13 protein-coding genes are annotated in these 12,730 nt (G+C 63.7%); 9 read left to right on the top strand and 4 right to left on the bottom strand.

Going from position 1 to position 12,730, the window contains the following annotated elements; genetic code table 11:
* Window positions 1-151 precede the first annotated feature (151 nt).
* Complete coding sequence (locus tag ABCV34_RS10640; RefSeq protein ID WP_345796198.1) at window positions 152-586, bottom strand: hypothetical protein; 435 nt, start codon at window positions 584-586, stop codon at window positions 152-154.
* A gap of 135 nt (window positions 587-721) precedes the next feature.
* Here ABCV34_RS10640 and ABCV34_RS10635 point away from each other — a divergent pair, with 135 nt between their 5' ends.
* Window positions 722-1,210 carry a hypothetical protein gene (locus ABCV34_RS10635; protein ID WP_345796197.1) on the top strand — a complete coding sequence of 163 codons (489 nt, stop codon included), beginning with the start codon at window positions 722-724 and terminating at the stop codon, window positions 1,208-1,210.
* 54 nt (window positions 1,211-1,264) lie between these two features.
* Here ABCV34_RS10635 and gltX read toward each other — a convergent pair whose 3' ends face one another.
* Entirely contained in the window at window positions 1,265-2,683 is a 1,419-nt protein-coding gene (gene gltX / locus ABCV34_RS10630) for a glutamate--tRNA ligase (RefSeq protein ID WP_345798763.1), read from the bottom strand.
* 106 nt (window positions 2,684-2,789) lie between these two features.
* Between gltX and ABCV34_RS10625 the strand changes: the two genes are divergently transcribed.
* A complete protein-coding gene (locus ABCV34_RS10625; protein WP_345796196.1) occupies window positions 2,790-5,249 on the top strand; it encodes a GNAT family N-acetyltransferase in 2,460 nt (819 codons plus the stop codon).
* A gap of 132 nt (window positions 5,250-5,381) precedes the next feature.
* On the opposite strand, the gene ABCV34_RS10620 is transcribed toward ABCV34_RS10625, so the two are convergent.
* Together ABCV34_RS10620 and yjgA are read right to left on the bottom strand one after the other, a co-directional pair.
* On the bottom strand, window positions 5,382-6,041 hold the full coding sequence (locus ABCV34_RS10620) for a dienelactone hydrolase family protein (protein ID WP_345796195.1): 660 nt from the start codon (window positions 6,039-6,041) through the stop codon (window positions 5,382-5,384).
* On the bottom strand, window positions 6,025-6,591 hold the full coding sequence (yjgA, locus tag ABCV34_RS10615; RefSeq protein ID WP_345796194.1) for a ribosome biogenesis factor YjgA: 567 nt from the start codon (window positions 6,589-6,591) through the stop codon (window positions 6,025-6,027). The genes ABCV34_RS10620 and yjgA overlap by 17 nt, the downstream gene beginning before the upstream one ends.
* A 64-nt stretch (window positions 6,592-6,655) precedes the next feature.
* On the opposite strand from yjgA, the gene pmbA reads away from it, so the two are divergent.
* The 7 genes from pmbA to erpA all read left to right on the top strand — a co-directional run bounded on the left by pmbA (window position 6,656) and on the right by erpA (window position 12,720).
* A complete protein-coding gene (gene pmbA / locus ABCV34_RS10610; protein ID WP_345796192.1) occupies window positions 6,656-8,023 on the top strand; it encodes a metalloprotease PmbA in 1,368 nt (455 codons plus the stop codon).
* Window positions 8,024-8,139: 116 nt separating this feature from the next.
* Window positions 8,140-9,240: a TRAP transporter substrate-binding protein gene (locus ABCV34_RS10605; RefSeq protein ID WP_345796191.1), complete on the top strand. Its 1,101-nt coding sequence runs from the start codon at window positions 8,140-8,142 to the stop codon at window positions 9,238-9,240.
* A 316-nt stretch (window positions 9,241-9,556) separates the two neighbouring features.
* A complete protein-coding gene (gene rplM / locus ABCV34_RS10600) occupies window positions 9,557-9,985 on the top strand; it encodes a 50S ribosomal protein L13 (protein WP_345796190.1) in 429 nt (142 codons plus the stop codon).
* A 12-nt stretch (window positions 9,986-9,997) separates the two neighbouring features.
* Window positions 9,998-10,390: a 30S ribosomal protein S9 gene (rpsI, locus tag ABCV34_RS10595; RefSeq protein ID WP_345796189.1), complete on the top strand. Its 393-nt coding sequence runs from the start codon at window positions 9,998-10,000 to the stop codon at window positions 10,388-10,390.
* Between the two features lie 168 nt (window positions 10,391-10,558).
* Entirely contained in the window at window positions 10,559-11,617 is a 1,059-nt protein-coding gene (gene argC, locus ABCV34_RS10590; protein ID WP_345796188.1) for an N-acetyl-gamma-glutamyl-phosphate reductase, read from the top strand.
* A gap of 13 nt (window positions 11,618-11,630) precedes the next feature.
* Window positions 11,631-12,368, top strand: a complete 738-nt coding sequence (locus ABCV34_RS10585) for a DUF6776 family protein (protein WP_345796187.1) — start codon at window positions 11,631-11,633, stop codon at window positions 12,366-12,368.
* Window positions 12,355-12,720 carry an iron-sulfur cluster insertion protein ErpA gene (erpA, locus tag ABCV34_RS10580; RefSeq protein ID WP_345796186.1) on the top strand — a complete coding sequence of 122 codons (366 nt, stop codon included), beginning with the start codon at window positions 12,355-12,357 and terminating at the stop codon, window positions 12,718-12,720. Before ABCV34_RS10585 ends, erpA begins: the two co-directional genes overlap by 14 nt.
* Window positions 12,721-12,730: the final 10 nt, after the last annotated feature.

The following is a 12,730-nucleotide window of genomic DNA, read 5'->3' as shown; positions in this document are numbered from 1 at the left end:
AGGCGTGCAATATCATGAATATCGCACGCCTTCAAGTCTAGCGTAAGGCCTGTGGGCTTCCAAGCATTATTCCGGGCTTATGAGGCCTTTATGATGGTATTGGATTGCACGTGTCTCGAAAATGACGCGTTCTTTCTGCCACGGACCGTCTTTACAGATAAAACATGGCCTTGGCCAGAAACACGATCAGCACGACGTGGCAGAAGACACTCAGGTGGATGATCTGGAAGTGCCGTGATTTCAGGCGGCCCGTCCCGCTCATGACCATGGCGAAGATGAAATGCCCCAGGACGCTGAAAGCCAGGATGATCTTGATCCACAGCAGCGTGGCGAAATGGCTGGCGAAGGGCTGGGCCAGCGCTTCCCGGAACTGCCAGGCCATGCTCAGGCCCGCGCCGAACAGCACGATCATGACGAAGGGCATGATGCGCCGGGCCCGTCGGCCGATGGCCAGTTCCACGTTGCGCATCGTCTCCCGGCCCAGCGGCTTGCGGATGCCTTCCAGGATCAGGACTTCGAAAAATACCGTGCCCACGAACATGATGGCGGCAAACAGGTGCAATGTGACAAGTACGGAATGGCTCATGTCGGTAGAATATTCGTTTGCCCGCGGACCGTGCAGGGACATGAAAATTGTAGGCCGGATGCTTCTGTGTCACGGGATCGGCCATGCTCGGGGCGGGGGTATTGAATGACAATTGTCATGTACAGGAATCAAGCAATGCGATTCATTCGTCTTTCCATGGCAGCGGTCGGCGCTGCCGTTCTGGGCAGCCTGGCTGCCTGCGCGCCGACGAAGCCGGCGGTGGCTCCCGCCGTCTCTATCGCCACGCCGACGTGCGCGCCCGCCGCGACGGGTGACAGGCTGGTGGGCAACTGGTTGTCGGTCACGTCGCAAAAAGGGGTGGCGGGCGCGTTGCGCACCCTCTACACCTTGAACCCTGACGGCACCATGAGCTACGTCGAGCAGATCAAGCGGCCGCGTGCGCCATCCCAGGGGCTGGAAGAATCCGGCTGCTGGTCGCGCGAAGGCGAAACGCTGGTGCTGCGCACCCTGGAATCCAATGGTTCCCGGGTGAATCTGAACGATCCGATCTATACGAACCGCTATCGTGTGGTGCGTGCGGATGCCACGGAATTGCGCCTGCTGGGCACCAACGGTACGGTGCGGGCACGCCGCATGTCGCCGGGGTATCGGCTACCGTTCTGACGAAAAGCCGGACGGCGGTCGATCGCCGCTGTCCGGTTTGCGGTCCCGGTGGGCTTAGCCCGCCAGCGTGGACGCCAGGCGCGTCAGCACCGTCTCGCGGCCCAACAGGTTCAGAACCGCGCCAATGGCCGGGGTGTGCTTGTGGCCGGTCACGGCGACGCGCAGCGGGATGGCCAGTTTGGGCATTTTCACGTTGTGTTCCTTCAGGATCGACTTGATCTGGGCGTCCAGTTCCGCCTCGGTCCAGTCCGCCAGGCCCTGGGCGCCGTCCAGGAACGCACGCAGCAGCCCCAGCGCGGGTTCGTCCAGCACCTCGGCACGCAAGGCCGCGTCGGCCGGCACATAGGGGCCGCAGAACAGCATGGCGCCTTCAGCCAGGTCTTCCAGGGTTTCGCTGCGATCGCGCAGCAGCGCCATCACCGCCGGTAATGCGGCAAAGCCCGTATCGCCGCCGCGCGAGGCGATGCGGGGTGCCACGCGGGCCGCCAGGTCGTCCGGACTGAGCTGCCGCAGGGCGTGCGCATTGACCCAGTTCAGTTTTTTCGGGTCCCATTGGGCCGCGGAGCGGCTGAGGTGATGGGGATCGAACCATTCCACGAACTGTTCGCGCGAGAAGAGTTCGTCGTTGCCGTGGCTCCAGCCCAGTCGCGCCAGATAGTTCACCATGGCTTCCGGCAGGTATCCCAGCTTGTCGTATTCCATCACGCTGACGGCGCCGTGGCGCTTGGACAGTTTTTCGCCATCCGGCCCCAGAATCATCGGGACGTGGCCATAGCACGGCGGTTCGGCACCCAGCGCCCGCAGGATATTGATCTGGCGCGGCGTGTTGTTGACATGGTCGTCGCCACGGATGACGTGGGTGATCCTCATGTCCCAGTCGTCCACCACGACGCAGAAGTTGTACGTCGGCGTACCATCCGGGCGCGCGATGACCAGATCGTCCAGTTCGCCGTTGTCGAAGCTGATCGGGCCTTTGACCAGGTCGTCCCAGGCGGTGACCCCGTCCTGGGGGCTGCGAAAGCGCACCACGGGCTTGATGCCTGTGGGCACCGGCGGCAAGGTCTTGCCGGGTTCCGGGCGCCAGGTGCCGTCGTAGCGCGGCTTGGCGCCGAGCGCACGCGCCTTTTCGCGCATGGCCTCGACTTCCGCAGGGGTGCTGTAGCAATGATAGGCGGTACCCTGCGCCAGCATGTCGGCGATGACCTCGCGGTAGCGATCCATGCGCTGCATCTGGTAGAAGGGGCCTTCATCGGCCTGCAGGTCCAGCCATCGCATGCCGTCCAGAATGGCTTGTACGGCTTCCGGTGTCGATCGTTCCAGGTCCGTGTCCTCGATGCGCAGCACGAATGTGCCGCCATAGTGGCGTGCGAAGGCCCAGGAAAACAGCGCCGTGCGGGCGCCTCCCAGGTGCAGGTAGCCGGTGGGGGAAGGCGCGAAGCGCGTGCGCACGGGGCGCGAGGTCGAGACGGTCATGGTGATGGTCGGCGACAGGGGATTCGTCAAGAAACCCCTGTAGAATCAGGGTGGAAATCGTGTATTTTAAGGGACAGCCCGTATTCGGGTGTCCAGGGCCTCATTCATGTTGCGTCATCGTCTGGCGGCTTTGTTCGAGCCGCGCTCCTTGCTGGTTCTCAGTTCCCGTGAACTGCCGGTGGTGCAGGCACCGCCGACCCTGTTGCGCGGGCGGATCGCCGCCGTGCCGGTGGGCGCCAACGGGCAGTGGCAACTGCCGGCGCGGCTGGACTTCCTTCAGGATGGGCAGCGGCTGGACATGGCCCTGCTGTGCATAGACCCGGCCCGGTTGCCGGCTGCGCTCGGCGATCTGCGTGCACATCATCCTCGTGCGCTGGTCCTGTTGCCGCACGAAACGCCTTCCGCCAATCCTCTGGAAACCCGCGCTTACTGCCAGGCCTGGGGGCAGATGAACGATTGCCTCGTCCTCGGGCCTGGCGCGCTGGGCATCCAGCGTCCCCACCTGGGGCTGAATCTGGGGCTCGATGCGCAGGGCGCGCCGGTCGGCAGGGTCGCGCTGGTCGCCCAGTCGCGCATGGTGGCCGCCGCCGTGTTGGACTGGGCAGGCGACATCCAGCTGGGGTTCTCCGCCGTCGTATCCACGGGCGACACCTCGGGTGTCACGGTGGCCGACGTTCTCGAATACCTGTCCATGGACCCGCGTTCGGACAGCATCGTGCTGTATCTGGAAGAAGCGGACTCTTCCCGGCGCTTTACCAGCGCCCTGATGGCCGCCGCCAGCGTCAAGCCCGTGATCGTGCTGAAGGCCGGCCGCCAGGGGGGGGACCATCAACCGGCTGCCGACGCGGTGTTCGATGCGCTGTTGCGGCGCACCGGCGCCGTGCGTATCCGGTTCTTCGTCCAGCTGTTTTCGGCGCTGAAGGTGCTGGTGCACGCCAAACATCAGCGTGGGCGGCGGATTGCACTGTTTTCCAACGGTCATGGAGCGGCCCACCTGGCGCTGGATGCCATCGGGTCAGGCGGTCCGGTGTCGCGCGCCGAGCCGGGTACCCAGACGCGACGCGATCTCGCCGCGTTGCTGGAACCCGGCGCCGCCGTCGGTAATCCCGTCATCAGCCACGCGCCGCTCGATTCGGCACGCCTGCGGCAAACCTTGACGCTGCTGGCGGCGGACGGCAATGTCGATGGGGTGCTGGTGCTGATCGCGCCAGATGCCTTGTCGGACATGGACGGGGCGGCTGAAGCCCTGGCACAGTTCTCCCAGTCGGCAGTCAAGCCCATCATTTCCTGTTTCCTGGGGGATGCGTCGATGCGTCCCCAACGGCATCGGCTGGATTCCATCGGCCTGCCGGCATTCCGGACCCCGGAGGCGGCCGCCAATGCCTTTGGCATCCTGGCGACCTATCACTACAACCAGACCTTGGCACAGCAGGCCCTGCCACCCGAAATGTTGAATCGGCCGCCACGCCTGGACGAGGCGCGCACCCTGCTCAGCGACGCCATCATGTCGGGGCGGACGGTACTGGATCGCCCCAGCTGCCGCTGGCTGCTGGACTGCTTCCACGTGCCGATCCAGGTCGAGGACCCGGCAGGCATCCCCGAACCGGCGCGGCGCAACATCCCCATGGCCATCCATGTGCGCCAGGATGCGCAGTTCGGCCCCTACATCCAGTTCGGTCCGGGTGGGCGCACGGCCCGGCTGGCGTCACCGCATCGTGAGATCGAACTTCCGCCGCTCAACAACTATCTGGCCCGTCAGCTGATCCAGCGCGGCAAATTCTGGTCGCGCGTGCTGGAACGCGAATTGAGCCCGGCGGTGTTCGAACAACTGCGCGAATCGCTGGAACGCATTTCGGAAGTCATCAGCGAACTGCCGGGTGTCCGCAGCGTGTCGATCGACCCCCTGTGGTGGGACGACAGCAGTCTGTTCGCGGGCGACATCCAGATCGGCCTGGACCCGGACTACGACGGCGAGCGGCCGGAAAACCGTGCCTATCGGCATATGGCGATCCACCCCTATCCCCGTCGCCTTGTACGTTCCATGGTGATGGACAACGGCCAGGAATGGCTGTTGCGCCCTATCCGCCCCGAGGACGCCTCGTTGCTGCAGGAATTTGTGCGCGGACTGTCCGACGAGTCACGCTACATGCGGTTCGTGTCGATGCTGCGCGAGCTCACGCCGCGCATGCAGGCGCGCTATACGCGCATCGACTACGACCGCGAGGTCGCCCTGGTCGCGACCGCGCAGGTCCCCAATCCGGAAAATCGGGGTCTGCTGCGCGAACGCATCGTCGGGTTCGCGCACTATCTGCGCAATGCAGATGGGCAGGGGGCGGAATACGCGCTGGTGATCGCCGACGACTGGCAACGGCGCGGCCTGGGCGCGGAACTCATGCGCAGCCTGATCCGTGTGGCACGGCGCCAGAGCCTGAGCTACATCGAGGGCATTGTGCTGGCAACCAACCGGGCGATGCTCGGCCTGATGTCGTCCCTGGGGTTTCGCAACGATCCCGACGAAGAAGACCCAGGCATGCGAAGGGTATGGATGAGCCTGGGCACGAAATAGCCCCTGCGGGCTATTTCGTGCCGGGCGAATCCGAGCGGCTTACAAGCTGCGAGGTGGAGGGATGCACCGCACCAAGAGATCCCTGCGGATCATTTTGTGCCAGATTCATCGGAGTGGCCTGCAGGCTATTTCCTACCCCAGAACACGCACCAGAAACATCCGGATATCATCCAGTTCCTGGGGATGCAGACCGTGCGGCATCGGATACGTGTGCCATTCCACGGCGCAGCCCAGCCGCGTCATCGCGTCGCGGCTGGTTTCGGCAAACGCCAGCGGCACGACCATGTCATCAGTGCCGTGCGCCATGAAGATCGGTGTCGCGGCATTGGCGGGATGCAGTTCCGCCGCCAGGGTGTTGCGCAGCGGCAGATAGCCCGACAGGCCGATCAGGCCGGCCAGGCGGTGTTCCAGCCGCAGGCCGGTGTACAGGGCCATGGCGCAGCCTTGGGAAAACCCCGCCAGGACAATGCGTTCCTGGGGAATGCCGCGCTCGGCTTCGCGGGCGATCAGATCCGTGACGGCGTGGCGGGTGGTCCGGATGCCGTCGATGTCCTCGTGCGCGTCGCGATCCAGGCCGTACAGGTCGAACCATGCGCGCATGGACATGCCCTGGTTGAGGGTGACCGGGCGCACCGGCGCATGCGGAAAGACGAAGCGGATGTCCGGCAGATCGGGGTGGGCCAGTTCGGGTACGACAGGCTCGAAATCGTGTCCGTCCGCCCCCAAGCCATGCAGCCAGATCACGCTGTGGGTGGGGTTCGGGCCTGTGGTGCGTTCAATCGTTTCCAGCATGGCCGTCCGTGTCGTCCTTGAACTCGAGTTGTTTCAGTGTCTGGAACAGGGCGCGGTAGTGTTTGCGGCCCGGTTCGCGCCCCTCGGGGAGCGCCGTGTTGTCGCGGGCTTCCTTGCGGGCGGCGCGAATCTGCGCACGCAGCGCCTGGATGTCCAGTTGCGGGAAGGATTCCAGCAGTTGGGTCAGTGCCTCGTCGCTGTCGAGTAGGCGGTCGCGCAGGGCTTCCAGCCGATGCATGGCCCGCGTCTGGTCCCGGGATCCGTTGGACCACTCATCCAGCTGGCGGCGCAGCGCCTGGGCGTCCGCGCGGCGCAGGAGCTTGCCGACATAATGAGTTTGCCGGCGGCGGCCTTCGTTGGCGTGGATGCGCTGGGCCAGGGCGATGGCTTCGCGTAGCGATTCTTCCAGTGGCAGCTGGGCTAATCGGGCGGAAGGCAGGGCGATCAGCTCGCGCCCCAGGTCCAGCAGGGCGTGCAGGTCGCGTTTGACCTGGGACTTGCTGGGCCGTTGATCCAGGTCGGAGCTATCCTCCGGCAGGCGATCTTCCATGAGTTAGCGCATAAAATGGTTTTCAATTGGCTATCATAACCGTCCCGACTCCGGCAGATTGCGCATGAACGAACACACCGATGATTTCCTGGATATTCCAGCCCAGCAGGCCCAGTTCCGTGAATTGGTGACCGATACTCTGCGACGTGCGCGCCAGGCGGGCGCCACGGACGCGGCCGCCGAGGTCTCCGAAAGCCGGGGGCTGTCGGTCGCCGTGCGCCAACGGACGCTGGAAACCATCGAGCAGACACGCGACCGATCGCTGGCTGTCACAGTGTTCGCCGGTCAGCGACGGGGCTCGGCGTCGACGTCCGACTTCTCCGCGGATGCCCTTCAGCGCACGGTGGAAGCAGCCTGGCACATCGCCCGGCACACGGCCGAAGATCCCGCTGCCGGCCTGCCGGATGCCGATCAGCTGGCACAGCATTATCCGGATCTGGACCTGCATCATCCGTGGGCGATCGACGTGGCGGGCGCGGCGCGCCTGGCTATCCAGGCGGAACGCGCCGCATTGGCGACCAGCCCTGGCATCACCAACACCGAAGGTGCGTCGCTGGACACCATGGAAGGCCATTTCGTCCTGGGCAATTCGCGCGGCTTCCTGGGGGGCTATCCCTATTCGCGCCATAGCCTGTCGGTCGCGCCCATCGCTGGTCGCGGAGACGGCATGGAGCGCGACTTCTGGTATACCTCGGCGCGGCGCGCCCAGGATCTGGCGGCGCCCGCCCTGGTGGGCCGCTATGCCGCAGAACGGGCCTTGTCCCGATTGAACGCCAGGGTCGTGAAGACGGGCCACTTTCCGGTCCTGTTCGAGGCACCCCTGGCCGTCGGCCTGCTGGGGGCGCTGGTGCAGGCGACCAGCGGCGGCGCGCTGTATCGCAAGGCCAGTTTCCTGCTGGATTCCCTGGGCAAATCCGTCCTGGCGGATCACCTGGACGTCATCGAAAATCCATATGTTCCGGGTGCTCAGGGCAGTTCGCCTTTTGATGCCGAAGGGGTACGGCCGCAGGCGCGCCAGGTGGTGGATCGCGGAGTATTGAACGGGTATTTCCTGTCCACCTACACCGCCCGCAAGCTGGGCATGGCCACGACGGGCAATGCGGGGGGGGCGCATAACCTCAGCTTGCGGTCACGGCTGACGAATCCGGCTGATGACCTGGACGCCATGCTGCGCAAAATGGACACCGGGTTGCTGGTCACCGAACTGATCGGCCAGGGCGTGAATTACGTGACGGGAGATTATTCGCGCGGGGCTTTTGGTTATTGGGTCCAGGGCGGCAAGATCCGCCATCCGGTGCACGAAATCACGATCGCCGGCAATCTGGCCGACATGTTCCGTCAGATCGTTGCCGTGGGGGCTGATGTGCATGCGCGTGGGGCAAAATCCATCGGCTCGGTGTTGATCGAACGGATGGCGGTGGCTGGCCAGTAGCCTGCCGCTGCCAGGCCGGGGTCAGTCGCGCGCCGTAGCCTCTGCGAAGCGGCAGCGCGCACAGTGTAATATTGTGAAGCATCTTCATATTCGAACACCAAGGGAGAACGATCATCATGCAGCGTCGTGCATTTCTGAAACAAGCCGGGTTCGGGGCTGTCGCGGGTACCGCGGCCGTGGCTGCTCCGGCTATCGCGCAGGCCAATCCCCAGATCAACTGGAAGATGACATCGACCTACGGTCCGTCGTTGCCGCCGCTGTTTTCCACGGCGCAGCTGTTTTGCAGCATGGTCAAGGAACTGACCGACGGCAATTTCAACATCCGCCTGTACCCAGCCGGTGAACTGGTGCCGGGGTACGGCGTCATGGATGCGGTGGGCAACCGCACAGTGGAATGCGGCCAGACTGCTTCCTATTACTATTACGGCAAGGATCCGTCGTTCTGCTTCGACACGGCGGTGCCGTTCGGCCTGAACGTGCGCCAGATGAATGCCTGGATGTACCAGGGTGACGGCATGAAGCTGATGCGCGAACTGTTCGCGCCGCGCGGCATCGTCAACTTCCCCCTGGGCAATACCGGCACCCAGATGGGCGGCTGGTACAGAAAGGAAATCAAGTCCGTCGAGGACCTGAAGGGTTTGAAGATGCGCACGGCCGGTTTCGCGGGCGAAGTCCTGTCTCGCATGGGCGTGATCCCGCAGCAGGTGCCGCCAGGTGACATTTATCCGTCCCTGGAAAAGGGCGCGCTGGACGCGGTGGAATTCGTCGGCCCGGTGGACGATGAAAAGCTCGGCTTCCAGAAGGTCGCAAAATACTACTACTACCCGGGCTGGTGGGAAGGCTCCGCCCAGGTGTCGCTGTACGTCAACGACAAGGCCTATGCGGAACTGCCCAAGACCTACCAGTCGGTGATCGACATTGCGTCGCGCGCCGCGGGCAACAAACTGGTCGAGGACTACGACGCCCACAATCCAGAGGCCCTGCGCCGCCTGATTGCCGGCGGCGCCGTGCTCAAGAGCTTCCCGCGCGAGGTCATGGACGCGTCGTTCAAGGCGTCCAATGATGTCTATAAGGAATTTTCCGACAAGAACGCGGGCTTCAAGAAAATCTTCGAAAACTACATGGCGTTCCGCGACAACGTGGTGCCCTGGTTCCGGGTGGCCGAAGGCTCTTACGACAATTATCTGGGTGCCGCGCTGGCGCGTCAGAAGAAGTGATAGCCTGATCGGGCCGTCGATCGGCCCGGTTCTGACAAGAACGGCGCCTTCCGATCGGGGCGCCGTTTTTTGTTGACAGATAGTCGACTCACGAGAGATTGTGGTTGGAATCAGTTTCCTTCTTGGCTTTCGTTTCGTGTGTCTTTCAATGTTGATGTACAATGGTCGGATTTCCGTTTGAAATCGTATCCGTACGGGCTGGGTTGCCGGGCAGTTTCGGCCCCCTGTGGTTGCTTCATAAAGCCCTGGCGGATATGACAAAAATGCAGACAAAAATGCAGCGGAAATTTTCATTCATTTCATCAGGAACACCATCATGAAGACCTTTGTGGCAAAGCCGCATGAAGTCAAGCGTGACTGGTTTGTGATCGACGCCAAGGGCAAGGTCCTCGGCCGTGTGGCCAGCGAAGTCGCACGCCGTCTGCGTGGCAAGCACAAACCCGAATTCACGCCGCACGTCGATACGGGCGATTACATCGTCGTCGTCAACGCAGCCGAACTCGTTGTCACGGGCGCCAAGGCGCAGGACAAGCGCTACTACCGTCACTCGACCTACCCAGGCGGGATCACGGAAACCAACTTCCAGAAGATGCAGCAGCGCTTCCCCGGTCGTGCCCTGCAAAAGGCCGTCAAGGGCATGCTCCCGAAGGGTCCGCTGGGCTACGCCATGGCGAAAAAGCTGAAGGTCTATGCCGGTGCCGAGCACCCGCATACCGCGCAGCAGCCGCAAACTCTGGATATTTGAGGATAGGCCATCATGATCGGTAATTGGAATTACGGCACTGGCCGCCGCAAAACTTCGGTGGCGCGAGTGTTCCTGAAAAAGGGCACCGGGAAAATCATCGTCAACGGCCTCCCGGTCGACGAATATTTCGCTCGCGAGACCGGCCGCATGGTCGTGCGCCAGCCGCTGGCCCTGACCAACCACCTGGAATCGTTCGACTTTCACGTCAACGTTCATGGCGGCGGTGAATCCGGCCAGGCCGGCGCGGTGCGTCACGGCATCACGCGTGCCCTGATCGAATACGACGAAACGCTCAAGTCGCCGCTCAAGCAGGCGGGTCTGGTGACCCGCGATGCCCGCGAAGTCGAACGTAAAAAGGTCGGCTTCCACAAGGCCCGTCGTCGGAAGCAGTTCAGCAAGCGCTGATTCCGCTGTTCCGGGTGGCTTCGCTGCCCGGCGACGCCACGAAAACCCCAGCCTTCGCGCTGGGGTTTTCGTTTGGGCATGCCAGTTTGGGCATGCCATAATCTCAGGAACTTCCCTGCCCGCCGGCCCTGGCGGGCCTGATCGCTTTCAGGACAGGACCACGCAGCAATGACCACAGCTTCACGCATCAAGGCCGGCATCGTCGGCGGGACCGGATACACCGGAGTCGAACTGTTGCGCCTGCTGTCGCAGCACCCGAACGTCCAGCTGCACGCCATCACATCCCGAAAGGAATCGGGGATGCCGGTGGCCGATATGTTCCCGAATCTGCGTGGTCATGTGGACCTGTGCTTCCAGACCCCCGAGGACGCCGCGCTGGACCAGTGCGATGTGGTGTTTTTCGCAACGCCCCATGGCGTGGCCATGGAACAGGCGCCCGGGTTGCTGGAACATGGTGTGCGGGTGATCGATCTGGCGGCGGACTTCCGGTTGCAGGATGTCGATGCTTTCCAGCGCTGGTACAAGATGCCGCACAGCTGTCCGGCGGTCCTGCGCGACGCCGTTTATGGGCTGCCCGAGCTGGATCGCGAGCGTATCCGGCAGGCCCGCGTGGTCGGCAACCCGGGGTGCTATCCGACCACGGTCCTGCTGGGCATGGCCCCGTTGCTGCAGGCCGGACGGCCGCTGGTGGATATCGCCCACGTCATTGCCGATTCGAAATCCGGGGTCTCCGGCGCGGGCCGCAAGACTCAGGTCGGGTCCCTGTTTTCCGAGGCGGCCGACAATTTCGCCGCCTACGGGGTCGCCGGCCATCGCCACCATCCCGAAATTTCCGAATGCCTGACCCGCATCGCGGGCACGCCCGTGGGTGTGACATTCGTACCCCATCTCGTGCCCATGATCCGGGGGATGTTCTCGACCTTGTATCTGCGTATTCTGCCCGAGGCCATGGACACCGATTTTCAGGCTCTGTATCAGCAGCGCTACGCCGACGAGCCGTTCGTCGATGTGATGCCGCCCGGCAGCCTGCCGCAGACGCGCTCCGTGCGGGCATCGAACATGCTGCGCATCGCCGTGCATCGTCCCGCGGATGGCGATACCCTGGTCGTGCTGGTGGTACAGGACAATCTGGTGAAGGGCGCCGCCGGCCAGGCGGTTCAGAACATGAACCTGATGTTCGGTTTTGCGGAAACCACCGGCTTGCAGCAGGTGGCGGTTCTGCCCTGATCGAGGGTAATCCATGGCACAGCACCCTTCACGTCCGGGTGGATTCAGTCGCTGGCTTGTCCACAAGCTGACGCTGGGTCTGGTGTTGGTGCTGGTCTTCGTGGCCGGCGCGGTCGTCATGCATCTGGGGATGCATGCGGGTGATCATGACCGCATCCAGGCGCTGCAGGCCCAGGTCGGCGCGCAGCAAGCCGAACTGACCCAGGCTCAGGCGGCCGCGCGCAGCGATGCGGAAGTGCAGGCAGGCACACAGCGCGTGCTTCAGGACAAGATCGCGGAACTGCAGCAGCAGCTGGGGCATGTCCGCGATCAGCTCGCTTTCTACGAACAGCTGATTCCGCCGGGGCCGGCCGGCGCCGTGGCGGTACGCGCCTTCGACGTCCAGGCGGACGGTGATTTCCTGCGCTACCGGGTGCTGCTGACGCGAAATGCCGCGGCTGGTGCGGAATCCTTCAAAGGCCGCATGCGCTTTGTGGCTCAGGGCAGCCTGCTGGGCAAAACCGTTAAAATGGACCTGACCCCGCCGGTTGCGGCCGGTGATGCCGGGGCGGCAACCGCAACCGGCGATCCGCTCGCCCTGGTCTTTGATCAGTTTCAGCGCAGCACGGGGGTTTTGCAGGTGCCCGCGGGTTTGCAGATTCAGTCCGTGCGCCTTGAAGTCCTGGAAGGCGACACCGTTCGCGCCACCCAGGATGCTGCCTTGAATCGCGCGGCCTCGTCCGCGCAGGAGCCTTACCATGATCGCCATTGAACAAGTGGATCTCGAAGTCCCGCCCAGCCCCCTGATCTTTACCGATGCGGCCGTTGCCAAGGTCCGTGAACTGCTCTCCGAGGAAGGCAATGCCGCGCTCAAACTCCGCGTGTTCGTTCAGGGGGGCGGCTGTTCCGGCTTCCAGTACGGTTTCACGTTCGACGAGGACGTGGCCGATGACGACACCACGATCGAGCGCGATGGCGTGCAACTGCTGGTCGACGCAATGAGCTTCCAGTATCTGGTGGGTTCCGAAATCGACTACAAGGACGACCTGGAAGGTTCCCAATTCGTGATCCGCAATCCCAACGCCAACACCACGTGCGGCTGCGGTTCCTCGTTCGCACCCTGATCTGTGCTGT

The organism is Castellaniella sp. MT123 (genome assembly GCF_039614765.1).
GTDB lineage: Bacteria > Pseudomonadota > Gammaproteobacteria > Burkholderiales > Burkholderiaceae_B > Castellaniella.
This window is presented reverse-complemented; position numbering and strand designations above follow the sequence as displayed.

Bases quoted from the DNA above. Each gene is read 5' to 3' on its own strand.
- ABCV34_RS10640 (WP_345796198.1), bottom strand. From the start codon at position 586: ATGAGCCATTCCGTACTTGTCACATTGCACCTGTTTGCCGCCATCATG.
- ABCV34_RS10635 (WP_345796197.1), top strand. From the start codon at position 722: ATGCGATTCATTCGTCTTTCCATGGCAGCGGTCGGCGCTGCCGTTCTG.
- gltX (WP_345798763.1), bottom strand. From the start codon at position 2,683: ATGACCGTCTCGACCTCGCGCCCCGTGCGCACGCGCTTCGCGCCTTCC.
- ABCV34_RS10625 (WP_345796196.1), top strand. From the start codon at position 2,790: ATGTTGCGTCATCGTCTGGCGGCTTTGTTCGAGCCGCGCTCCTTGCTG.
- ABCV34_RS10620 (WP_345796195.1), bottom strand. From the start codon at position 6,041: ATGCTGGAAACGATTGAACGCACCACAGGCCCGAACCCCACCCACAGC.
- yjgA (WP_345796194.1), bottom strand. From the start codon at position 6,591: ATGGAAGATCGCCTGCCGGAGGATAGCTCCGACCTGGATCAACGGCCC.
- pmbA (WP_345796192.1), top strand. From the start codon at position 6,656: ATGAACGAACACACCGATGATTTCCTGGATATTCCAGCCCAGCAGGCC.
- ABCV34_RS10605 (WP_345796191.1), top strand. From the start codon at position 8,140: ATGCAGCGTCGTGCATTTCTGAAACAAGCCGGGTTCGGGGCTGTCGCG.
- rplM (WP_345796190.1), top strand. From the start codon at position 9,557: ATGAAGACCTTTGTGGCAAAGCCGCATGAAGTCAAGCGTGACTGGTTT.
- rpsI (WP_345796189.1), top strand. From the start codon at position 9,998: ATGATCGGTAATTGGAATTACGGCACTGGCCGCCGCAAAACTTCGGTG.
- argC (WP_345796188.1), top strand. From the start codon at position 10,559: ATGACCACAGCTTCACGCATCAAGGCCGGCATCGTCGGCGGGACCGGA.
- ABCV34_RS10585 (WP_345796187.1), top strand. From the start codon at position 11,631: ATGGCACAGCACCCTTCACGTCCGGGTGGATTCAGTCGCTGGCTTGTC.
- erpA (WP_345796186.1), top strand. From the start codon at position 12,355: ATGATCGCCATTGAACAAGTGGATCTCGAAGTCCCGCCCAGCCCCCTG.